The organism is Gluconacetobacter entanii, assembly GCF_013155425.1.
In the GTDB taxonomy this organism is placed as follows: Bacteria; Pseudomonadota; Alphaproteobacteria; order Acetobacterales; family Acetobacteraceae; genus Novacetimonas; species Novacetimonas entanii.
The window spans coordinates 274,270-297,199 of sequence record NZ_JABJWD010000003.1 but is presented as its reverse complement, the minus strand read 5'-3'; the positions used below and the strand labels follow the sequence as shown (position 1 = coordinate 297,199).

The window sequence follows — 22,930 nt, the reverse complement described above, 5'->3', positions numbered from 1 at the left end:
ATGTCCGGCATGAGAGCCATTGATCTGAACGCAGACATGGGTGAGGGATTTGGCCCCTATACCATCGGTGACGACAGCGCGCTGCTGGATATTGTGACTTCGGCCAATATCGCCTGTGGTTTCCATGCCGGGGATCCGGAAATCATGGCGGCCACGTTTCGTATGGCCAGGGAGAGGAATGTGGCCGTTGGCGCGCATCCCGGTTTTCCGGACAGGTGGGGGTTCGGGCGTCGTGTCCTGCCTTTTTCAACGGGCGAGATCGAGCGGATTATTGCCTATCAACTGGGTGCGGCGCAGGCCCTGGCCACGTATGCGGGGCATCGGATCAGCTATGTGAAGGTACATGGCGCACTTGCCAACCTTGCGGAACAGGAGCCCGAAATCGCTGCAGCGGTGATGAATGCGGTCCATGCCGTAGATGCAGCCATGCCGATCGTCGCAATTGCATTGAGCCCTCTTGACCGTATGGGGCGTGAGCGGGGCATGCGTATCTTTTCCGAGATATTTGCCGATCGTGCCTATACTGACACCGGCCAGCTTGTATCGCGTAAGCAGGCCGGTGCCGTTTTGCATGATGCGGATTTCGCATCACAGCGGGCCATGAGGATGGTGCGCAGCGGTGGTATCGAGACCGTGACAGGCAGGATTCTGCCGACACCGATCGATACGATATGTGTGCATGGTGATAATGCAGAAGCGATCCAGCTCGCACGCAAGCTGCGTAGTGGCCTGGAGGCTGCCGGAATTGCCATCAGGACGATGATCTGAAAGGAAAGCACCATGTCTGTTGATCTCGCCCGACTGGACCTGCTGATGGCCCGGATGCAGGCATTGGGTATTCGGGAACTTGATGTGACCGAGGGTGATACACGCATCCATCTGTGTCGTGATGTGGAAACGGCATCGCCATTCGTGCCGGTGGCACCAGCCGAAGCGGAGACTTCCGCCGTTTCGAAACCTGTTGCCCGGACAATCATGGCCGGCATGCATGGCCAGTTCTATACTGCCCCCGAACCCGGCGCGCTTCCTTTTGTTCGACCCGGTCAGGACGTGGTGGCGGGACAACCGCTCTACGTTCTTGAAGTCATGAAGACCATTACACGCGTCGAAGCAGAATATCCCTGCACTGTGCTGGAGATATTATGCAAAAATGGTGAGACGGTCGCACCGGGAACCCCCTTGTTTACCGTGGAGCCGCTGCATGCGTAACATCCGCCGTGTCCTGATCGCCAACCGGGGTGAAATTGCATTACGTATTGCACGTGCCTGCCGTGTTGTCGGTGTGGAAAGTGTTGGGATCTATTCGGAAGCTGATGCGGGGGCAGCCCACCTTCTTGTGGTGGACCAGTCGGTCTGTATCGGTCCTGCGGCACCTGCACAGAGTTATCTGGATATTGAACGGGTCATTCGTGCGGCGATCCTCATGGGGGCGGATGCGATCCATCCGGGATATGGTTTCCTGTCGGAAAATGCAGATTTTGCAGCAGCGGTGGAACAGGCAGGGCTGGTGCTGATCGGGCCCGATGCTGCTGTCATGCGCCTGATGGGTGACAAGATCGCAGCCAAGAAGCAGATGCGCCGCTCTGGTGTGCCCTGCCTGCCGGGATCAGATGATGGGCTACCGGAAGATGCGCAGGCCATGCACGCCATTGCGGATGCCATAGGGTATCCGCTGATTATCAAGGCCGCCAACGGCGGTGGTGGCCGGGGGATGCGTGTGGTTCATGACAGCACGGGACTTGAGGCTGCCGTTATCGCCGCGCGGGAGGAAGCAGGGCGTGCCTTTGGGAAACGCACTGTTTATGCAGAGCGCTATCTCCAGCATCCCCGACATATCGAGGTCCAGATCCTTGCCGACAGGCTCGGCAATGCCGTCTGGCTGGGCATGCGGGACTGTTCCATACAGCGTCGCCACCAGAAACTGGTGGAGGAGGCCCCCCCTGTCGGCATATCGCCCGAGGCCATGTATAACGTAGGAGAGCGGTGTGTGCAGGCCTGCCGCGACATAGGATATGTCGGGGCGGGTACTTTTGAGTTCCTGTACGAAGACGGTACATTTTCATTCATCGAGATGAATACCCGGGTTCAGGTTGAACATCCGGTTACGGAAATGGTCACTGGCATGGATATCGTACGTGAACAGATCCTGATTGCCATGGGGCTGCCGCTATCAATGACACAGGCCGACATCAATCTGCGCGGGCATGCCATCGAATGTCGTATTACGGCGGAAGACCCTGACACTTTCCGGCCCATGCCGGGGCAGGTCGAAAAATGGCATGCACCCGGAGGGCCGGGCGTCCGTGTTGATACCCAGCTTTACGATGGTTATACGATCCCGCCACAGTATGATTCACTTATTGCCAAGATTATTGCCCATGGCCGGGACCGTACGGACGCCATGGAACGCATGCGTGCGGCTCTCGGTGAAATGATGATTGAAGGTGTTGTTACCACCGCGGCCTTTCATCGGCGATTGATGGACGATCCGGCATTCCGGAAAGGTGCTGTCAGCATCCACCATCTTGAAACATCTATGAAGCGGGATGGCCGGGTATGAGTATTCTTGATATGCTGCCGCAGATTACTGAACGCATGCGGGGCCATGGCATAACGACCCTCGATTACCAGAAGGGTAAGACCCGCCTGCGCCTCAGCCTGGAACCTGCGCACACGCCAGACGCGGTATCCACGCCTGACGGCGTGTTCACTGCTACAACGCCCATCCCTAGCCCCGAAATGGGTTGTTTCCAGCATATGCCGGATATTTCAGATGGTGAAACTGTCCGGGCGGGAGATATCGTAGGCTTTGTCATCGTCGGGGCCATGCGACTGCCTGTCCTTGCCCCGGTCTCGGGGACTCTGAAACTGGCTCCCCTGCCGGAAGGCGGGATTGTCGGGTATGGGGCACCTTTAGGAGTGGTGGCGACGCCATGAATGGACCGCCTACAGGGATGCGGCGGAACGCGAAGCCTGTTCGTAAAGCCCGGTAAGGACACGCAGGGCCTTTGCAACCTCTCTGATCGCGACATCGCCTACCTGCCTGTCGGCAGGCATCAGTTCCAGAAGGCAGGTGCGACGGATGCTGGCATATTTTTCGCAATATTCCTGCCCCTTTTTCGTGGCCCCTACAAAAACTTCCTTGCCACGGCGGATGCGCACGATCAGGCCCAACTCATCAAGTTTTTTCATGGCATAGTTCAGATAATGGCGTTCGGACAGGTTGAGTGTGAACATCAGGTCCGAAATGCTCTTGCTCCGGTTGCGATGATTGACACTATGCAAAATGAGGGCATCAAGTGGGGACAGTTCTGGTAATCCTGCAGAAGCCATGCCCCTTGCGACCCAGCGCTGGAACGCATGATTGACAACTGTAAGTGCAAATTCGAATTCGCTGACATCTTCCTGACCGGGGGAGGCGAGGTGGGAAGATGAGACGATAAAAGGGCGCTGTTCCTTTTCCGGATTGGCCTGCGGTTCTTTCGATGTCTTTTTCATTGCCATAGTGTTTTCGTTTGTCCTGGTCTGTCTGGGGAAAGGGTCATCATGCACTGATGGGATAATGTATCATGATTGTGGACATGATGACGGCCGATTTTGCTTCATCAGGTAGAATGGCTGATCCGCCGAAGGACGCAGGAATGATGACCTGAATTGACCGATCATGGGACTGGCCCCGCCCCGGACATGACGGCATCCCCAGCAGGCAGTCTTGTCAAAACCGGGTTGTACCAGATCCTTGCGGCGGCCCAGATGCCGATGGTCCGGGCCGTCAGATCGGGCAGGATGGCGTATCCCCATGCGCCAATACGATCCTCCGGCAGTGGGGGCAGGCCCGCGATTTGCCTCCCGCACCATCCACAAGGACCGCAACTTCGGCCCCGGGATCCTGATCCGACAAAAAACGCCACAGCGTCTCACGCTGGACACCGTCCTGTTGCGTGAGCAGGACGGGTGAGACGTCACGCCCTGTCGCATACAGCGATCCGGATTTCATAAGACAAGCCCTGGGCCTAAGACCCACCGTCGGGTTTGCAGATTTCCAGTGGGATACCGGCAGCATTCAGTTTTTCATGTATGGCCGGACTGATCTGGGCATCCGTCAGCACATGGTCGAAGGCATCCAGACCCGCCAGTCGGTAGAGTCCCCCTTTGCGGAACTTTGAACTGTCTACCAGCAGGACCGTCTTGTCACAGATTTCCATGAGTACACGTTTGATCTTGATAATGTCCTGATTGTTCTGAAATGCCGCGCCGCCATGAACGACGGATGTGGACAGGAACATCGTATTGGCACGCAGGCCCTGTGCCGCCTGTTCGCATATCAATCCGAAAAAAGCGTTGCGGGGCCGGTTGTAATCGCCCCCCAGACAGATCAGGCGCAGGTCGGGATATGGGGCCAGTGCCTGTACCACGCCCATGGCGTTTGTGATGATGGTCAGGGGGGCAAGCGCAGGCAGCAGGGGCAGCATCTCGGCTACGGTGGTTGAATCATCCAGAATGATGATCTGTTCAGGCCGGATCAGCGATATGGCGCGGGCAATGATTGCCTGCTTTCCTTCTCTGGCAAGGGCCATGCGATAGCTTACGGTCTTCTGCGTAGCGGCACGATTGCGCAGGGCAATGCCACCATGCAGTTTTTCCACCAGTCCCTGTTGTGCCAGCGCATTGGCATCACGGTGAATGGTCATGCGACTGACGTCAAAATGTGCGGCCAGCGCGTCAATGGTGGCGTTACCCGTTTCAAGCAGCAGGCCAAGGATACGTTGCTGGCGTGTCGTGTTGTCGCCCCGTCGGGCAGATCGGCTGGAATTCAGGGAATGTGACGGGCCCGTGTTCTCGCTCATACTGGAAATCGATCTTCATCCGCAGGTCAACAGGAAGGCGCTTAGCGTAAGGGATACCTGTTACGGTGTCACATTCAATGTGGCCATCGCAATGGCTGTCCAGCCCTTTGAACGCCATCCGATCCGGTTCCCGTCATGGGAGATCACATTAATATGCGGTATATATAACACTAAACCTGTTATATATAACATAGTGAATCCGTCATCATGCTGCTGGATATCAGGAGGTCGAGGATGCGCCGGAACTTCATCATCGGAATAGACTGCGGCTCTACCACCACCAAGGCGGTCATTTTTTCCCCTGAGGGTGAAATCGTGGGCACGGGGCGCTGTCGCGTGGCCCAGCACATGGACCGCCCGCACCATGTTGAACGTGACATGGGGGAAGTATGGCAGGGCGTGGCCACAACCATCCGCATGGCGCTGGAAGATGCGGGCCTGAACGGTCAGGCCATTGCCGCGGTGGGTGTCACAGCGCATGGCGACGGGCTGTTCCTGCTCGACCGCATGGGCAACCCGCTGGGGCGCGGGATCATGTCGCTCGACAGCCGTGCTACGGGCCTGCACGACCACTGGCAGCAACGCGGGGTTCTGGACCAGCTTGTGCCGCTGGCGGGGCAACGGCCTTATGCGTATTCTGCCAATACCCTGCTGGCATGGGTACGTGCGCATGAACCGGAGCGCTATCACGCCATCGGGTCCGTCCTGTTCGCCAAGGACTGGATCCGGCTGTGCCTGACGGGGGAAATCGCAACAGACATAACCGAGGCCAGCACGGCCTTTACCGATCTGCATACGCAGCAGTACAGCGCCGCCATCCTCGATATCCTGGGGCTGGAGGCCATGCGTGACTGCCTGCCGCCCATGCTGGATTCCTGCGCACGGGCCGGGACGGTCACGGCCAGCGCCGCCGCGGCAACGGGCCTGCTTGCGGGCACGCCGGTTTCAGCCGGGCTGCATGACGTAACGGCCGCCGCCGTGGGGATGGGCCATACACAGCCCGGCGACATGTCGCTTACGGCCGGCACGTTTTCCATAAACGAGGTATTCCGCGACAGGCCGGTCACCGGAGAGGGCTGGGCCTGCCGTGCAGGTTACCGTCGGGGATTGTGGAACTGCATGGCGATCTCGCCTGCGTCGTCCAGTAATCTGGAATGGATGGCGCGCCTGCTCCTGCCCGGAAACGGGGATGCCACGACGATATTGATGCATGAGGTGGAAGAACGCCTGACCGCCGCCCGTCACGCGCGCACGGTTCCACTTTTCCATCCCTTCCTGTTCGGCTCCCCTTATATCGCCCCTGCCAGCGCGTCATTTTTCGGCGTGCAGTCATGGCATGACCGGACCGACCTTTTGCAGGCGATGGTGGAAGGCATGGTGTTCAATCACCGCATGCATGTCAGTGCCCTGTGCCAGACGGGCGCGGTGGCGCGCGTGGGCGTATCTGGTGGCGGCAGCGGCCAGCCCGCGATCGCGCAGCTTTTTGCCGATGTGCTGGATATGCCTGTTGATGTCTCTTGCGTGCGGGAGGCGGGAGCACTGGGCGCAGCCCTGACCGGGGCGGTGGCGGTTGGCATGCAGCCTGATCTTGAACGCGCCGTGGCGGGGCTGGATGTATCGCTACGGACCTATGTCCCGCAACCAGAGCAGGTGGTGGCATATGACGGCATCTATCACCGTTATGTGGAACTGGCGCAGGCCATGCGCCCGTTCTGGCGCGCGCTGTATGATACGTCATCCCCGCCACCCCCACAACCAGAGCCTGTATCCGGGGCCCATCCCGCCATGCATCTGCATGCCCATCATGCGACAGCCATGGGAGGGATTCCTTCATGAATACCGTCCTGTCTCCCGTGGAGGATTATGATGTCATCATCATCGGCGCCGGGATCAATGGCGCGGGGCTGATGCGTGAACTGGCCGTGCAGGGCGTGCGTGTGCTGCTGGTGGACCGGGGCGATATCTGCGGCGGCACCTCCAGCGCCCCGTCGCGGCTGATCCACGGCGGGATCAAATATCTTGAAACCGGGGAGTTCCGTCTGGTCGCGCAATCCACGCTGGAACGTAACCTGCTGCTGCGCAATGCGCCGCATGTCGTCCATCCCTTGCCCACGACCGTGCCTGTCCGTTCATGGCTTGGCGGGATCGTGCCGTCCGTGCGGCGCTTCCTGCGGCTGGGCGGCAAAATGACGGACCGGGGGGCACTGGTGCTGGAACTGGGGCTGCAGATCTATGACTTCCTTGGCCGCCATGCCCGCGTCATGCCCCGGCACCGCCTGTTTTCAGGCCGGCAGACCCGCGCGCGCTGGCCGCATATGAGCAGTGCCGTCATGGCCTGCGCACAGTATTATGATGCAGCAATCAGCCAACCCGAACGGCTGGGCTATGAATGCGCACATGATGCATTGCAGGCGCAGGAAGGCTGTCGTATCGCGACCTATACCCATGTTGAATCGTTTCACGATGGCGTTGTGGCACTGCATGACCGGCCACGCGGGCAGTCGTGGCGGGCGCGCGCACCCATCATGGTCAACGCAGGCGGTGCATGGATCGACCAGGTCAATGCTGCCCTTGGCGTGCCGACCCGTTATATCGGCGGCACCAAGGGCTCGCATCTGGTGCTGCGCCATGACGGGCTTTTGCGCGAACTGGACGGGAACATGGTGTATTTCGGCACGCCGGACGGGCGTATCTGCCTGGCCTATCCATTTCTGGGCCACGTGCTGATGGGGTCAACCGATATTCCTGTCTCCAACCCGGACGGGGCCATCTGCACCGATGCGGAACAGTCCTACATGCTGGGTATGCTGGGCGCACTGTTCCCCGGTTTCCGGTTTGATGCGTCCGACGTGATCTACCGGTACAGTGGCGTGCGGCCCCTGCCAGCCAGTAACGCATCCGACCCCGGCGCGATCAGCCGTGACCATATCGTGCATGAGGACCGGCTGGGAACAGTCGCGCTGTTTTCGCTGGTAGGGGGCAAATGGACAACGTTCCGCGGCCTGGCGGAGGAAGTGGCAGACACCATCCTGCCCCGTCTGGGCCGGGTGCGGCAGGTTTCCACCCGGTCGCTGCCAATCGGGGGCGGGCGCGGTTATCCCCGTCCCGGGGACCTTGAAGCCCATATCGACCGTTTTGCCGCGACCTGCGCCATTCCACGTGAACGGGCGCGCGTGCTGTTTGGCCGTTACGGCACGCTGGCGGTGGAAATCGCGCGGTTCTGTGCCCTTGCGCCCGATCAACCGCTGGACAGCCTGCCATCTTATACCTGCCGGGAAATCATGTTTATCGCACGTCATGAACAGGTCCGGCATGTTGCGGACATTCTCTACCGCCGCACCACCATTGCGCTGTCTGGTGCGTTAACACCCGACGTCACGCGCGAGGTCGCAGCCATTGCGGGGGAAACCCTTGGATGGGATGCCGACACGATCCGGCGTCAGGCCCGCGATGCGTGGCAGGAGGCCGAAACGCGGCATCACCTTGCCGCCCGTATGGCCGCGTCGAAATCCATGCAGCCCGAACCGGTCGGAGCCTGAACAATGAACCGTTATGAAACCAAGATTGCCCGTATGGCCGCCGGGACAGACACGCGCGCCGACTTCATCCTGGCCGATGCCAAGGATGCCGACATGGCGGCAGGTATCAGCGCCATGGGGCGTGACCGCAGCATGGGGGGGCTGTCGCCCTATCGCTGCCGGGATGCGTACCTGGATGATATCCGCGCGATGCTGGAACTGGATGTTGTCGATATCATGCTGGTTTCGGCTTCCAATCTGGAAACGCTGATGCAGGAGGGCGCCTTTAACGACAGCCGTGTGCAGCCTGCAATCCGCGCCAATGACACCACTGACGTGTGGCGCGGGCGGGGAAGTCCCTATACCACCCAGCGTTCCGTACCCTTTCGCAGCGCGTCACTGGCGGGTGCACAGACCGGGCTTGGCCTGTATTCCATGACCTTCAACGGTGATGCGGAACATGATGCTCATGCGCTGGAATGTTTCCGCCACTTTCGCGAGGATGCGCAGGCGCATGGTTTTTCCTATTTCCTTGAGGTATTCAATCCCAACGAAGGACGGATTGCGCAACCGGACTGGGGTGTCTTCCTGAATGACATGATTGTCCGCGCCCTTGCCGGCCTGCGGCAGGCGGAACGTCCGCAATTCCTGAAGATCCCGTTTAACGGCGCGGCCGCGCTGACCGAACTGTGCGCATTCGATCCACGCATGGTTGTGGGGATCATGGGTGGCGGCAGCGGGACAACGCGTGACTGCCTTGAACTGCTGCACCAGGCCCAGGCCTGCGGTGCGCGGGCGGCCCTGTTCGGGCGCAAGATCGTCGATGCCGATGACCCGCTGCTGCTGGTGCAGGCCATGCGGCGTGTGACCGATGGGGACCTTCTGCCGGATGAAGCCACATGCTTTTACCACGATGCCCTGGCCCGCAGGGGATGGCGTACCGAACGGCCGCTAGGGGCCGATCGCTGCATTACCGAAGCTACGCTGCTGGAAGGTCCGGTCAGCATGGGCGTGATGGGCTGACAGCATCCGTCATTCTATACTTTGGTTTCGTAAATTATATTTCGTAATGGCAGGGCAGTATTTCATACATTTCCGCAGGTCAGGAGAATGTGAACATCCTCCTGCTGGGAATGGCGCAACCACAACGCCGGTTATGATATATATATCATGTAAAGCGTTATATCTGCGCATCCTGCCAGATATGGAGATCCGTGATGCATTCCAGACCGTTATGGATTGGCACCAGTTGGAAGATGAACAAGGGACCAGCCGCCGCCATCGAGGCCGCGCGGTCACTGGCCGCCTTTCATCCGCCTGTGGGGGTGCAGCCTTTTGTCATCCCGCCCTTTACGTCGCTCAGGGATGTCTGCGCCATACTGGAGGGCACATCCGTGCTGGTGGGGGCACAGAACACCCATTGGGAGGATGAAGGGGCATGGACGGGGGAAATCTCGCCCGTCATGCTGGCTGAATGTGGTGCGGCGCTGGTGGAAATCGGCCATTCCGAACGCCGGGCGCATTTTGGTGAAACGGACTGGACCGTCAACCTGAAGGTCCATGCGGTGTTGCGCCACGGCATGCGCCCGCTGGTATGTATCGGCGACACGGCGGAGGAACATGCGTTCGGTGTGACGCAAGATGTGCTGGCCCGCCAGTTGCGTATTGCGTTGCATGGTGTTCCCCCCGCCCTGATGGGGCAGGTACTGGTGGCGTATGAACCGGTCTGGGCCATCGGGGCGGGGGGGCGCGCGGCAGATGCCACGTTTGTTGCCCACACCCATGCACGGCTGCGCGCGGTGCTGGTGGAGATCGCCGGGGAGGACGCCGGGCACGAAATCCCCCTGCTGTATGGCGGCAGCGTTACACGTGACAATGCCTGCTGCTATGCACGGCTTGCGGATGTGGATGGCGTCTTTATTGGTCGTGCGGCATGGAATGTTGCTGATTTCAGGCAGATCATCGGGAGTGTGGCGCATGAACATGTTGCACCTGGCTGAAAACGGCACCGTCGCCACCCGCAGGCGCGCCATGGTCGATTATGTGATGAACCGTGGCAATGTGGAAATTGATGAACTGGTAACGCGTTTTGAAACCAGTCGCATGACCGTCCACCGTGACCTGCAGGCCCTGTCGGCGCAGGGACTGCTGCGCCGGGTGCATGGCGGGGTGACCACCCTGCCCAACGGCATTGTCGAAAGCAGCATGCTGTACCGCAGGCGTCGCGCCATGCGTGAGAAGAAGGCCATCGCGGCGCTGGCGGCAGGCATGGTCGTGCCTGGCGACGTCATCGCGCTGGATGATTCGACCACCGTATGCTGCATGGTGGATCACCTGGCGGCGATGGGGCCCCTGACGGTGGTGACCAACAGCCTTGGCGTTGCCACCACAGTCGGGGCGATGCCCTCCATCAGCCTTATTGCCCTGGGGGGGCGGTATCATCCCACCTTTGACGCATTTTTCGGGCTGATGTGCGAACAGGCGATCGGGGCGCTGCGGGTGGGGACCCTGTTCATGTCCGTATCCGCCATCCATGGCGTGAACGCCTATCATCAGGAACAGGATATCGTAAAAGCCAAGCATGCGCTGATGCGCAGCGCGGACCGGCGCGTATTGATGGTCGACAGCACGAAGTTTGGCAGCAATGCGCTGAACCGGTTGGCGGACCTCTCCGAATTCGACGTGGTGATAACCGATGACGGCCTTGATCCCGCAGTGGCGGACAGGCTGCTTGACCACGGCGTTACACTGCGGATGGCACGGCTGTCCGCCAGTGATGAAGTAAAACCTGAATAAAAATACACTCCATTACCAGAATGGGAGGAAACGATGCGTATAGCCATTGGTGGCGACAGCGCCGGTAACGGCATGGCGGGAATGCTTGCGCAGTACCTGAAGGACCTGGGCGAGCATGAAGTGGTGGACATGTCCGTCCCGCCCGGCGGTGGCAGCGAACTGTATGCCACCCTGAGCGAGAGGGTGGGACAGGCCATCATGTCGGGGAAGTTCGACCGGGGGATCCTGTGTTGCGGCACCGGCATCGGGGTCTGTATTTCGGCCAACAAGATACCTGGCATCCGCGCGGCCCTGACGCATGATACCTATTCCGCCGAACGGGCGGCCCTGTCCAATGATGCCCACATCATTACCATGGGCGCGCGTGTCATCGGGCCGGAAGTCGCCAAGAGCATCGTGAATGCGTGGCTGGCCTGCTCCTTCGACCCGAAGGGGCCGTCGGCCCGCAATGTGGCGGGCATTGATGCCCTGGGACAGAAATATGCCCATGGACAGCCCGCCGTCACCACCTGCTGAACGATTGCTGCAGACGCGGCCGGATGACCGGTAAAGCGAAAGAACAATAAAAATGAAAACAGCTTTTCTTCTTGCCACGGCCATCATGCTTGCGCCACTGGCGGCGCGGGCGGCGGATGATCATGCGCCATTGCGCTTCGTGCTGATCCCCAAGACGGTCCACCCATGGTTCGACAAGGTGAACACCGGCGCCCGTGCGGCGGCCGACCTGCTGGAAAAGACAACGGGGCGCAAGGTGGAAATCGAATATCGCGCACCCCAGACGGCCGATGTCTCGTCGCAGAACGATATCATCGAACGCGCGATCGCAACCCATCCCGACGGGCTGATCCTCGACCTGCTGGATGAGAAGGGCAACCACGCCACCATGCTTGAGGCCGTGGATGAAAAGGTGCCCATGACGGTGTTTGATTCCCTGCCGCCGGAGGGGATGGACATCACGGCGGTGGGGGCCGATTTCTGCGAACAGGGCACGATCGCGGCACAGCGCCTGGCGGGACTGATCGGGGAAAAGGGCGAGGTCGCGATCATGATCGGCGTGCCGACCGCCCCGAACCATACCCGGCGCGCGGAATGTGAACGCGCGGCGTTCGCGAAGTATCCGCAGATCCGGGTGGTTGCGACCGGCATTGATAACGACAGTATCGAAACCGCGCAGAAACAGGCATCCGCCATCATGCAGGCCCATCCCGATCTTGTCGGATGGGTGGCGTGTGACGCATCGGGACCGGTAGGGATCGGTCAGGCCATCCGCGAAAGCGGGCGCACGGGCAAGGTCAAGGAAGTGGGGCTGGACAACCTGAACGACATGATCCAGCTCATCCGTGACGGGGTGGCGGATTCATCGGCATCCAGCCGGCCGGAAATGCAGGGCTACTGGGCAGTCATCGCCGCATGGCAGCAGGCGCTGGGACAGAAGACGCCCAAATACATAGACACCGGCATAGATGTCCTGACCCGGAAGAACATCTGATTTCCCCACAGTGATGGAGTAACGATCATGACGGTTCTCCACGTTTCATCCCTGCGCAAGACCTATCCCGGCGTTGTGGCGCTGGACCATGTCGACCTGACGCTGGAGGCGGGAAAGGTCCATATCCTTGCGGGGGAAAATGGCGCGGGAAAATCCACGCTGATCAAGGTGCTGACCGGCCTTGTCACCCCGGATGCGGGGCGTGTGGAAATAGAGGGCCACGATGCGCTGGCCGATCACACCCTGTTTGCCCGCGTGGCGTACGTGCCGCAGGAACTCAGCCTGTTTCCCACCATGACGGTTGCGGAAAACATGTTCATGCCCTTCGCCAAATCCGGTTTCGGGCGCATGACCGTGTCACGCGCGGCAATGGAGGCGGCGGCGCAGAAACTCATGACCCGCTTTGGCATGCATGCCAGTCCGGGGCAGAAGGTGGGACATATCAGCGTGCCCGACCAGCAGTTGCTGCAGATCGCGCGTGCGGCGGGGGCCGGGAATTTCCGGGTGCTGATCCTTGATGAGCCCACCTCTTCGCTGACATCGAGCGAGACGGAACACCTGTTTTCCATCCTGCGCACGCTGCGTGACGAAGGGTGCGCGATCGTGTTCGTCTCGCACCGGATGGAGGAGATTTTCGCCCTGGGCGACACGGTCACCGTGCTGCGCAACGGGCGCAGTGTGGGCACCCATCCCATGTCGGAACTGGACGAAGGCAGGCTGATCCGCCTCATGTCCGGCAACAGCGTGCAGCTTGACGAACGCTTCCAGCCCGCGGCCACGTCGGGGGCGGGGGATGTCATTGTCGATGTGGCGCACCTGTCCGGTCCCGGGTTCACGGACGCATCCTTCACCCTGCGCCGGGGCGAGATACTGGGCTTTGCCGGACTGGTGGGGGCGGGGCGGTCCGAACTCATGCAGACCATGTTCGGCTACCACCACGCCACGGCGGGCCGGTGCGTGCTGGACGGGCATGAAATCCCGCGCGGCAGGCCGGACAGGGCCGTGGCGATGGGGATGCTCTACCTGCCTGAGGAAAGGCGGCATCACGGGATCTTCCCCCTGCTGAGCGTGCGTGAAAACATTGCCGTCTCCGTCATGAACCAGATCATGGGCGGTGGGGTCATTTCATCCGGCCGGGAACGGCGTGTGGTGGCGGACGCCATCGAGCGTTTCGATGTCCGCACCTCATCGGCGGAAAAGAAGATCATGTACCTGTCGGGCGGGAACCAGCAGAAGGCGATCATCGGGCGTGCCATGGCGCGCAGGCCGCGCGTGCTGATCTTTGATGAACCGACCAAGGGCATCGATATCGGCACGAAGTTCCAGATCTACCGCATCATGCAGCAACTGGCGGAGGAAGGGGTGGGCATTATCCTCGTTTCCTCGGAAATGGCGGAACTGCAGCGCTGCGCCACCCGTATCATCACCATGCATTCCGGGCAGATCACCGGTTCGTTCGATCAGGCCACGACCGACATCAATACACTTGTGGGCGCGATTATCGGCGCGCCGGAGGTTCGTCATGTCGCTTGAAACCACATTCCCCACGACACCGCCCACACCGCCGCGCCTGCCGCCCCTGCGCAGGCTGGCCGCACGGTGCATGCGCAACCCGCTGGGTGGCGTCATCGCGGCCCTTGTCCTGATCTTTGGCGTGTCATGCCTGCTGTCACCGCATTTCCTGACCGGCTTCAACATGATGATCATGGCCCGCGCGCTGGCCTTTATCGGTCTGGTCACGATCGGACAGTCGATCCTGATGATCCTTGGCGAACTTGACCTGTCGGTGGGCGCGATTGGCGGGCTTTCCGGTATTACGGGCGGCATGCTGATGGTGCAGGCCGGCCTGAACCCGTGGCTGTCGCTGGTGTTGTGCCTGCTGCTGGGGACGGCGTGCGGCATGCTCAACGGCGTGCTGATCACCCAGTTGCGGCTGCATTCGCTGGTGCTGACCATCGGCATGGCGGGTGTGTATGGCGGCGCGATCCTGGTGGCGACCAAGGGGGTGGCGATTACCGGCGTGCCCGTTGACATCTCCTTTCTGGGGCGTGGGCTGGTTTATGGCGTGCCGGTGCCCTTCCTGATCCTGCTGGCCTGCCTGGGGGTGGTGGCTTTTGTCATGGTACGCACGCCGGTCGGGCGTTACGTCTATGCCATCGGCAGCAATCCCGAAGCCGCCCGCATGCTGGGCCTGCGGGTGGATGCCATCCGTATCGCCGCCTTCGCCACTGCAGGCTTCCTGTCGGCGCTTGCCGGGATCCTGATGGTGGCGCGACTGGGCACGGCGCAGCCCTCCATTGGTGATACGTGGGTGCTGGCCCCCATTGCCGCGGCCGTCATCGGCGGCGTTGCGACCACGGGCGGACTGGGCAGCCCGGTGGGGGCGGTGCTGGGCGCCGTCATCATCGGCATGATCGAGAACATCATCGTGCTGTTCGGCATCTCGCCTTACTGGCAGTCGGTGGTCAGCGGCGGGATCGTCGTGCTGGCCATCTCCTTTGATTCCCTGGCGCGTCGCTATCTGCACCGTGAGGCGTAAAGCCCGGTCGCGACGTTTCCGCGTTAGCTGAGGATATATGCAAATGACCAGAATTTGCGGCAATGCTTCCGAATTCGCCCAATCCGCCCTGCATGGCTACAGCCTTGTCCACCGTGACCTCGTGCGCATGGTGCGCGGCGGTGTGGTGCGCGCCAGGCCGGGACGGGCGGGCAAGGTGGCGGTGGTCGTCGGGGGCGGTTCGGGCCATTATCCCGCCTTTAACGGGTATGTTGGCCCGGGCTTTGCCGATGCGGCGGTGGCCGGTGACATCTTTGCCTCGCCCTCCACGCAGGCCATCTATTCCGTGGCGCGCAGGGCCGAACGGGGCGGGGGGGTGATCCTCGGCTTCGGGAACTATGCGGGCGACGTGCTGAACTTCGGCATCGCGGCGGAGCGCCTGCGCCATGAAGGGATCGACACCCGCCTGCTGGCCACGACCGATGACGTGGCCAGCGCCGACGTGGGCGACATGGCCCGCAGGCGCGGCATCGCGGGCGACATGACGGTGTTCCGGATTGTCGGCGCCGCGGCGGAGGCGGGGCTGGACCTTGATGCGGTCGAGGCCGTGGGCCGGCGCGCCAACAGCCAGACCCGTACCTTTGGCGTGGCGTTTGAAGGCTGCACCCTGCCGGGGCAGTCTGACCTGCTGTTCCATGTGCCCACGAACCGCATGGCGCTCGGCCTTGGCGTGCATGGTGAACCGGGGATAGATGAACGGGATATTCCTCCCCCTGCGGAACTGGCGCATGTGCTGTTTGACCGCATCCTGGCGGAACTGCCCGATGACGCGCCGCGTCGGGTTGCCATCGTGCTCAACGGACTGGGCAGCACCAAGCAGGAGGAACTGTTTGTCCTGTGGGAAGCGCTTTCGCCCCTGCTGGCGCAGGCGGGCCTGAGTGTCATTGCGCCGCTGGTGGGGGAATATGTGACCAGCCTTGACATGGCGGGCTGTTCGCTGACCATGACATGGCTGGATGAGGAACTGGAACGCTACTGGCGCGCGCCGGTTGAAACGGCGGCCCTGCGCCATGGGGACATTACGGGTGAACCCGATGCCGCCAGCAGTGTGATGGAGGATGACCCCCCGGTTGTCCATGCGCCCGCCGGCACCCGGGCCGGACAGCGTGGCGGCCTGTGCGTGGCGGAAACCATGGCGCGACTGGCGCAGGCGCTGGCCGGGGCGGAGGGCGAACTGGGCCGTATTGATGCCGTCGCCGGGGATGGCGACCACGGGCAGGGCATGGCCCGCGGGTCGGCAGCGGCGCATCAGGCCGCCCGTCAGGCGGCGCAGGCCCGCGCGGGGGCCGCGACCGTGCTGGCGGCAGCGGCAGATGCATGGGCTGATCGCGCAGGCGGCACATCAGGCGCCTTGTGGGGTGAAGGGCTGCGTGCCTTCAGCACGGCACTGGATGATGTATCGGTCCCCGATGCGCCACAACTGGTTCATGGCGCCCGGTATGCGATGGAACGTGTCATGCAACTGGGCCGGGCGCGGGTTGGCGACAAGACGCTCATGGATGCGCTGGTTCCCTTTGTCGAAACGCTGGAACGCCAGTGCGACAGGGGGTGTACCCTGCCCGATGCGTGGCAGGCGGCGGCAGATGCGGCGCAGAAAGCCGCGGACGCCACGCGCGACCTGCTGCCGCGTATGGGTCGTGCCCGCACCCATGGCACGCGCAGCCTGGGCCACCCGGATGCCGGGGCCCTGTCACTGGCGCTGTGCCTGCGCGTGGTGGGGGAAGGGATGCCTTCGGCCGAACCGGTGCCTGTATCAATACCCCCCACGGGGCATATGAGCGGGGAAAGCCCGGTGCTGGACGTGCTTCGTTCCTGACCCCGTCCTGCCCCGATGCATTCATGCATCGGGGCAAACAGACAGATTGCTGGCGCAGCGGGAAAGAGAGCCGCCACCTTGATCAAGGCAGTGCAATAACGGGTTTGTCTCCGGACGCTATGATCTGGGTGGCATGACGCTGTACGTCAGCAATGGCACCGGGCTGTGGCCGGGCTTTGCGCTCCGGCTGGGCAGGCCATCCGAGATCACCCGTTTCAGCCTGTATGCGGGATAAGATTGGGGCTTTTCATCCACCGGGCATCATCTGCTTTTGATTTGATAAGTGCATACATAAATTATGTATATGTTTTTAACCAATCTCCGCTTCGTCAGATGCGCTTTTGGGGTGTGGATCTGTCTATACGATCATGTCGCGGGTTTGGTGTGCCGTTTGGTCGCGTTTCATGCTGGCGATATGGATTGGATTTCAAAGCCGGGGGGCATGTCTGTGCCCGGTAATCCGTACGGTTCGGTAGGGTCGGGCGGTTTCCTGTCGGGCTGATTTCGCGCCTATGTATGTCTGTTAATTCATTGATTTAAAAATACAAACAATGTCCCCATACAATGGGTTGCGGACTGATTGAGGTGTTGATCGGGGCGGTTGTCGGCAAAGTCGCATTGATGAATGGCGATGCGCGGCCTCGCCTCGTCCTGCTGTTTTGACCTGCTCGGAATATGGCCTTTATCCGAATTTTCCTTTTATCGGTAACGCTGCTTTCGGATGGTTTTTTAAAGAAGACCGGTTCACTCCTTCTTGACATTAAACACTTACACACTTAACTTAATAATACATACATAAAGTATGTAATTGTCTGCCCGGATGTGGGCGGACGCATGGTGTGAAAGTGTGATGGACCATCCCGGTAACAGGACGCTCATGGGGTTTACGCGGCGCATCGGCCTTTGGCTTGGTGTGGCTGTTGTGCTTGGCGGGATGGCGGCGGTCATGCTGGTGCTGCAACTGGCTGTACTGGCGCGTATCGTGTCGGACCTTGCGTTCCATGGCCACGCCATTTCCGATGAGCTTGCCGCACTGGCAATGCTGCTGGCCCTGCTGGTCGGGCGTGCGCTGCTGCAATGGGCTGCCGACATGGTGGCAAATGAAGGCAGCCTGCGGCTGACCGCAGCCATACGTGGTGAACTGCTGCGCCACCTGTTCCGTGTCGGCCCGGTTGGCCTGACCGGGCAGGCGACGGGCCATATGGTGACGGTGCTGGGCGATGGCATTGCAGCATTGGAACCCTATTTTGCGCAGTACGTGCCGCGTGCCGCCATGATGGTGGTCCTGCCGCTGCTGGTGCTGGGTATGGTCGTGCATCTGGATGCATGGAGCTTTATCATCCTTGCATGCACGGGGCCGCTTGTTCCCGTTTTCATGGCACTGGTGGGATATCGCGCACAGGCGATCATGGACCGGCAGTGGACGCAGCTTCTGCTGCTGGGATCGGCCTTTCTCGATACATTGCAGGGACTGACGACGCTGCGGCTGTTTGGGCGGGCGCGTGATGCGGTGGCCGCCGTGGCGGGCATGGCCGATGAATACCGCACCACCACCATGTCGGTCATGAAAGTGGCATTCCTGACATCCGCCGTGCTGGAATTCTTCGCCAGCCTGTCCATTGCGCTGGTAGCCGTCGTGTTCGGCGCGCGCCTGCTGGACGGGAAGGCGGATTTCCAGTCGGCTTTTCTGGTCCTGCTGCTTGCGCCGGAATATTTCATGCCGCTGCGTGCATTCTCGGCCAGCTATCATGCCCGCCAGAATGCCACGGCGGCCATGGTGGGCATCAGTCAGCTTTTCGCCCTGCCGGAAACAGCCACCTGGGCCGGTGTGCGGGATAATGCCGCTGGCGCACCGCTGGTTTCCATAAGCTGTGAAGATGTGACGGCCGGATATCAGCCCGATGCACCGGTGCTGTCACACATAGGCTGCACGTTCACGCGGAATGTCCTGACGGTTGTAACGGGCGAAAGTGGCGTGGGCAAAACCACCCTGATCCGGCTGCTCCTGGGGCTGTTGCCCCCCATGCAGGGGCGTGTCACGGCCGTGGATGAATCTGGCGTGCGGCATGCCCGTTGGCAGGACAGGATTGGCTGGGTGCCCCAGCAGCCACGGCTGGTCCATGGTACCATCGCCGAAAACCTGCGCCTGGCGGATCCGACGGCGGATCCGGATACCCTGCGTGCCGTCGCGGCCCAGGCCGATGCCCTGTCCTTTATCGAGGCCCTGCCGCAGGGGTTCGATACCCCGGTGGGGGAGCGTGGTGCAGGCCTGTCGGGGGGACAGGTGCAGCGTCTGGCATTGGCCCGCGTGCTGCTGCGCAACCCGCAGGTGCTGATTCTGGATGAACCGACAGCCAACCTCGACCCGCGCAGTGAACAGCGTGTCGCCACGGCGATTGCGCGCGCGGCGGCGGGGCGGATCTGTATTGTGGTGGCCCACCGGCCCGCCATGATCGCCCGGGCGGCGCAGGTTGTACGCCTGCGGGACGGGCAGGTCCTTTCTGGCCCGCACCCGCATGGCGTGGAGTACGCGGCATGAGCGCGCTGGCACGCATCATCGGCCTCATGCGGCCTTTGCGGTGGCAGATGGCGCTGGGGCTTGCGCTGTCGGTTGCGGCGTCGCTGGCCAATTTCGGGCTGCTGTTCCTGTCGGGCTGGCTGCTGGCGGCGGCTGCCGTGGCGGGACTGGGCGGGATTGCCGCACGGAACGCCTTCAACCTGTTCCTGCCCGCGGTTGGTGTGCGGTTTTTTGCCACCATGCGGATTCTGGCCCGTTATCTGGAACGGCTGGTTACGCATGATGCGACGCTGCGCCTGATCGGGCGGGTGCGGGCATGGAGTTTCGAGCGCCTTGCCCCGCAGGCGCCCGCCATACTGGCGCGGCAGCGCAGTGGCGACATGCTGTTCCGCTTCGTGGCGGATACGGACCGGATGGGGCAGTTCTATCTGGAAGTGCTGCTGCCTATCTGCAGCGCCGCCATCTGCTGCGTGGTGTCCGTGGCAGTTGTGGGAGCGTTCTCCCGATCGGCCGCCCTGGTGCTGGCGGTGGGACTGGTGGCGTGCGGCGGCGTGTTGCCGGGCGTGGCCGGTGCGTTATCCGCACGCGCCATGCGGCGTATCAGCCAGCAGCACGACGCCATGCATGCGGACCTGACCGAAATGTTGCAGGGCATGGGGGAGTTCATGTTCCTCGGCGCTGGACAGGCCATGCAGGCACGGATTGCCGAGCGCGAGGCCGACATCCGTACCGAACGCCGGCGCGTGGCCCTGATTGAAGGGGGCGTGCGAAGTGCGATGACCGTCATCACCATGACGAGCGCGCTGGGCGTTCTGGCCGTGGCGGACATGGCCTATGGCATGGGTACGCTGTCTGCCGCCTGCCTGCCCATGCTGGCGCTTGGTGGTCTGGCGGCGTTTGACGTGCTCATCCCCCTGCCTGCGGCGTGGCAGTTGCTGGGTCAGGTGCATGTGGCGGCGGGCCGGGTGTTTGCCCAGTGCGATACGCCGCCCTGCGTGCCTGCGCCCGCAAGGCCACGTAGTCCCGAAGCGCCGTTTGACCTGTCGCTGTCGGATATCGGCCTGCGCTATCCGGGGGCGGACCACTGGGCGCTGCGCCATGCCGACCTGTCGGTGGGGCAGGGGGAGCATGTGGCGGTCGTCGGACCGTCCGGTGCGGGCAAGAGCACGCTGGTGAACCTGCTGTTCCGTTTCTATGACTATCAGGAAGGAACGGCCCGCTTTGGTGGCGTGGACCTGAAGGATGTCGATGCGGACATCATGGCGCGGCATATCAGCGTGGTGGCGCAGGACTTTCACCTGTTTCAGGGCAGTATCCGCCGCAACCTTGGCATTGCCTGTCCTTCCGCCACGGAGGAGGCGATGTGGCACGCCCTGCGGGTCGCGCAACTGCATGCGTTCGTGCAGGCGGAACCCGACGGTCTGGATACCCTGATCGGGGAAGGGGGCGTGCGCCTGTCCGGTGGGCAGGCACGGCGGCTGGCCATTGCCCAGGTCGTCCTGCGCGCTCCGCCATGGGTCATCCTTGATGAGCCGACCGAAGGGCTGGATGCCGGGACCGAGCGGGACCTGATGGCCGCACTGATGCAGGTCCTGCCATCACGGACAACCATCGTGTGCATTACCCATAACCCTGCCGTGGCGGCACGGATGGGCCGGGTGGTGCGTGTCGAGGGAGGCCGGTTTCATGAGGCCGGGAGGGCGCCATGACCCGACGATGACCTGACACCCGGAAAATCCCCTCGCGCCCATACCGAAATCAGGAGACCTGACGGTGGAATTCATTAACCCCGATGTCGTCGATCTGTCGCGCTTCCAGTTCGCGCTGACGGCATTGTACCATTTCATGTTCGTGCCGCTGACACTCGGCCTGACATTCATGCTGGCGGCCATGGAGACGGTGTACGTCGTGACCGGCCGGCAGATCTACAAGGACATGGCCCAGTTCTGGGGCAAGCTGTTCGGCATCAACTTCGCCATTGGCGTCGCCACCGGCATCACCATGGAGTTCGAGTTCGGCACCAACTGGTCCATGTATTCCCACTTCTTCGGGGACATGTTCGGCACGCCACTGGCGATTGAAGGGCTGATGGCCTTTTTCATGGAATCCACGTTTGTGGGTCTCATGTTCTTTGGCTGGGACCGGCTGAGCAAGCAGGCGCATCTGGCCATTACCTATCTGGTGGCCCTTGGCTCCAACCTGTCGGCGCTGTGGATCCTGATCGCCAATGCCGGGATGAACATGCCCGAAGGCGCGCATTTCGATCCTGAAACCATGCGCATGCAGTTCGAAAGCTTTGTCGATCTGGTCTTCAATCCCGATGCGCAGGCGAAGTTCGTGCATACCTCGGTCGCGGGTTATGTGTCGGCTGCGATGTTCGTCATGGGCATCAGCGCCTTTTACCTGCTGCGTGGTCAGCACCGGCAGTTCGCCGCGCGTTCGTTCCGCATGGCCGCGCTGTTCGGCATCATCTCCACCGTGGCCGTCATCACGCTGGGCGACGTGCTGGGACGGCTGGATTATGAAAAGCAGCCGACCAAGATCGCCGCGATCGAAGGGCTGTGGCACACCAGCAACCCGCCGTTCGAACCATGGATCGTTGCCGCCCTGCCGGATGACGCCAGGCAGGAAAACCACTACGAGATCGGCGTGCCGCTGGTCCTGACGCCGCTGATCACCCACACGTTTGACCAGCCCATTACCGGCATGCATGAACTGGAAGAACAGGCAGGCCCTCGTATCCGTTCAGGGATCGACGCGGTTGCGGCACTCCGCCGTTATGGCGTCACACATAGCGGTACGGATCTGGCCCAGTTCACCGCGCATGAGCAGGACATGGGCTATGGCCTGCTGGCAGCCCGCCATGCGCCCGACCAGGATGTCACGGCCATTCCCGCGGACCAGATCGATGATGTGGTCAGGGCGACGCAGCCCGATATCCTGCCCAACGTGTTCGTCACGTTCTGGTCTTTCCGGCTGATGGTGTTCCTGTCGCTGTGGTTCTTCGCGCTGTTTGCCATTTCGGCCTATCTCAGCCTGAAACGTCGGCTTGAGCGCAGCCGCCTGCTGCTGAAGCTGTGCATGTGGTCGATCCCGCTGCCGATCCTGGCGACCGAGTTCGGCTGGATCACGGCCGAAGCAGGCCGCCAGCCCTGGACGGTGTTCGGCTGGCTGCCGACCTTCCTTTCGGCCTCCAGCCACGGCGTGTCCTACATGGTGTTTTCGCTGGTCGGGTTCGTGCTGCTCTACAGCGTGTTCATCGCGGCTGAACTCTATCTCATGTTCAAATTCGCCCGTCTTGGCCCCGACCATGACAGCATGGAACCGCACGCACCCGCAGCCCCCAAGGCATCCGCCTTTGACATGCGTCCCATGGCGTCCTGACAGGA

General features: G+C 61.8%; 20 protein-coding genes and 1 pseudogene. 19 read left to right on the top strand and 2 right to left on the bottom strand.

What is annotated here, in order from left to right; translation table 11 throughout:
• Genes HNH97_RS01335 through HNH97_RS01320 form a run of 4 tightly spaced genes read left to right on the top strand, consistent with a single transcriptional unit; the run spans position 1 to position 2,937 of the window.
• Positions 1–768 carry a LamB/YcsF family protein gene (locus HNH97_RS01335; RefSeq protein ID WP_216657470.1) on the top strand — a complete coding sequence of 256 codons (768 nt, stop codon included), beginning with the start codon at positions 1–3 and terminating at the stop codon, positions 766–768.
• Between the two features lie 12 nt (positions 769–780).
• A complete protein-coding gene (locus HNH97_RS01330; RefSeq protein WP_171789582.1) occupies positions 781–1,209 on the top strand; it encodes an acetyl-CoA carboxylase biotin carboxyl carrier protein in 429 nt (142 codons plus the stop codon).
• Positions 1,202–2,560: an acetyl-CoA carboxylase biotin carboxylase subunit gene (gene accC, locus HNH97_RS01325; protein WP_171789581.1), complete on the top strand. Its 1,359-nt coding sequence runs from the start codon at positions 1,202–1,204 to the stop codon at positions 2,558–2,560. The genes HNH97_RS01330 and accC overlap by 8 nt, the downstream gene beginning before the upstream one ends.
• On the top strand, positions 2,557–2,937 hold the full coding sequence (locus HNH97_RS01320) for a hypothetical protein (RefSeq protein WP_171789580.1): 381 nt from the start codon (positions 2,557–2,559) through the stop codon (positions 2,935–2,937). Before accC ends, HNH97_RS01320 begins: the two co-directional genes overlap by 4 nt.
• A gap of 9 nt (positions 2,938–2,946) precedes the next feature.
• On the opposite strand, the gene HNH97_RS01315 is transcribed toward HNH97_RS01320, so the two are convergent.
• Positions 2,947–3,552 (bottom strand): winged helix DNA-binding protein, encoded by a 606-nt coding sequence (locus HNH97_RS01315; protein WP_233043341.1) that lies wholly within the window; start codon positions 3,550–3,552, stop codon positions 2,947–2,949.
• Between the two features lie 247 nt (positions 3,553–3,799).
• On the opposite strand from HNH97_RS01315, the gene HNH97_RS01310 reads away from it, so the two are divergent.
• Complete coding sequence (locus HNH97_RS01310; protein ID WP_171789579.1) at positions 3,800–3,958, top strand: hypothetical protein; 159 nt, start codon at positions 3,800–3,802, stop codon at positions 3,956–3,958.
• 55 nt (positions 3,959–4,013) lie between these two features.
• Here the strand turns inward: HNH97_RS01310 and HNH97_RS01305 are convergent, their stop codons facing one another.
• The gene (locus tag HNH97_RS01305; protein WP_171789578.1) at positions 4,014–4,847 is read right to left on the bottom strand and encodes a DeoR/GlpR family DNA-binding transcription regulator; all 834 of its coding nucleotides are present in this window, start codon (positions 4,845–4,847) and stop codon (positions 4,014–4,016) included.
• Between the two features lie 234 nt (positions 4,848–5,081).
• Between HNH97_RS01305 and HNH97_RS01300 the strand changes: the two genes are divergently transcribed.
• From HNH97_RS01300 to HNH97_RS01235, 14 genes and pseudogenes are all read left to right on the top strand, one after another.
• On the top strand, positions 5,082–6,683 hold the full coding sequence (locus tag HNH97_RS01300; RefSeq protein ID WP_171789577.1) for an FGGY-family carbohydrate kinase: 1,602 nt from the start codon (positions 5,082–5,084) through the stop codon (positions 6,681–6,683).
• Positions 6,680–8,386, top strand: coding sequence for a glycerol-3-phosphate dehydrogenase/oxidase (locus HNH97_RS01295; RefSeq protein WP_171789576.1), 1,707 nt, complete (start codon positions 6,680–6,682; stop codon positions 8,384–8,386). Before HNH97_RS01300 ends, HNH97_RS01295 begins: the two co-directional genes overlap by 4 nt.
• Before the next feature lie 3 nt (positions 8,387–8,389).
• Positions 8,390–9,388 (top strand): beta/alpha barrel domain-containing protein, encoded by a 999-nt coding sequence (locus HNH97_RS01290; protein WP_171789575.1) that lies wholly within the window; start codon positions 8,390–8,392, stop codon positions 9,386–9,388.
• Between the two features lie 194 nt (positions 9,389–9,582).
• Positions 9,583–10,365: a triose-phosphate isomerase gene (locus HNH97_RS01285; protein ID WP_171789636.1), complete on the top strand. Its 783-nt coding sequence runs from the start codon at positions 9,583–9,585 to the stop codon at positions 10,363–10,365.
• Complete coding sequence (locus tag HNH97_RS01280; RefSeq protein ID WP_171789574.1) at positions 10,343–11,161, top strand: DeoR/GlpR family DNA-binding transcription regulator; 819 nt, start codon at positions 10,343–10,345, stop codon at positions 11,159–11,161. Before HNH97_RS01285 ends, HNH97_RS01280 begins: the two co-directional genes overlap by 23 nt.
• A gap of 33 nt (positions 11,162–11,194) precedes the next feature.
• Entirely contained in the window at positions 11,195–11,677 is a 483-nt protein-coding gene (gene derI, locus HNH97_RS01275) for a D-erythrulose-4-phosphate isomerase (protein WP_110095825.1), read from the top strand.
• A gap of 52 nt (positions 11,678–11,729) precedes the next feature.
• A complete protein-coding gene (locus tag HNH97_RS01270; protein WP_110095826.1) occupies positions 11,730–12,650 on the top strand; it encodes a substrate-binding domain-containing protein in 921 nt (306 codons plus the stop codon).
• Between the two features lie 27 nt (positions 12,651–12,677).
• Positions 12,678–14,183: a sugar ABC transporter ATP-binding protein gene (locus HNH97_RS01265; protein WP_110095827.1), complete on the top strand. Its 1,506-nt coding sequence runs from the start codon at positions 12,678–12,680 to the stop codon at positions 14,181–14,183.
• On the top strand, positions 14,173–15,189 hold the full coding sequence (locus HNH97_RS01260) for an ABC transporter permease (RefSeq protein WP_110095828.1): 1,017 nt from the start codon (positions 14,173–14,175) through the stop codon (positions 15,187–15,189). Before HNH97_RS01265 ends, HNH97_RS01260 begins: the two co-directional genes overlap by 11 nt.
• Positions 15,190–15,232: 43 nt before the next feature.
• The gene (locus HNH97_RS01255; protein ID WP_171789573.1) at positions 15,233–17,023 is read left to right on the top strand and encodes a dihydroxyacetone kinase family protein; all 1,791 of its coding nucleotides are present in this window, start codon (positions 15,233–15,235) and stop codon (positions 17,021–17,023) included.
• 94 nt (positions 17,024–17,117) lie between these two features.
• Positions 17,118–17,258: pseudogene (locus HNH97_RS01250) on the top strand (metallophosphoesterase); the annotation flags it as partial.
• A gap of 615 nt (positions 17,259–17,873) precedes the next feature.
• Positions 17,874–19,562 (top strand): thiol reductant ABC exporter subunit CydD, encoded by a 1,689-nt coding sequence (gene cydD / locus HNH97_RS01245; protein WP_171789572.1) that lies wholly within the window; start codon positions 17,874–17,876, stop codon positions 19,560–19,562.
• Positions 19,559–21,250 carry a thiol reductant ABC exporter subunit CydC gene (gene cydC / locus HNH97_RS01240; protein WP_171789571.1) on the top strand — a complete coding sequence of 564 codons (1,692 nt, stop codon included), beginning with the start codon at positions 19,559–19,561 and terminating at the stop codon, positions 21,248–21,250. Before cydD ends, cydC begins: the two co-directional genes overlap by 4 nt.
• A 64-nt stretch (positions 21,251–21,314) precedes the next feature.
• Positions 21,315–22,925, top strand: coding sequence for a cytochrome ubiquinol oxidase subunit I (locus HNH97_RS01235; RefSeq protein ID WP_171789570.1), 1,611 nt, complete (start codon positions 21,315–21,317; stop codon positions 22,923–22,925).
• Positions 22,926–22,930: the final 5 nt, after the last annotated feature.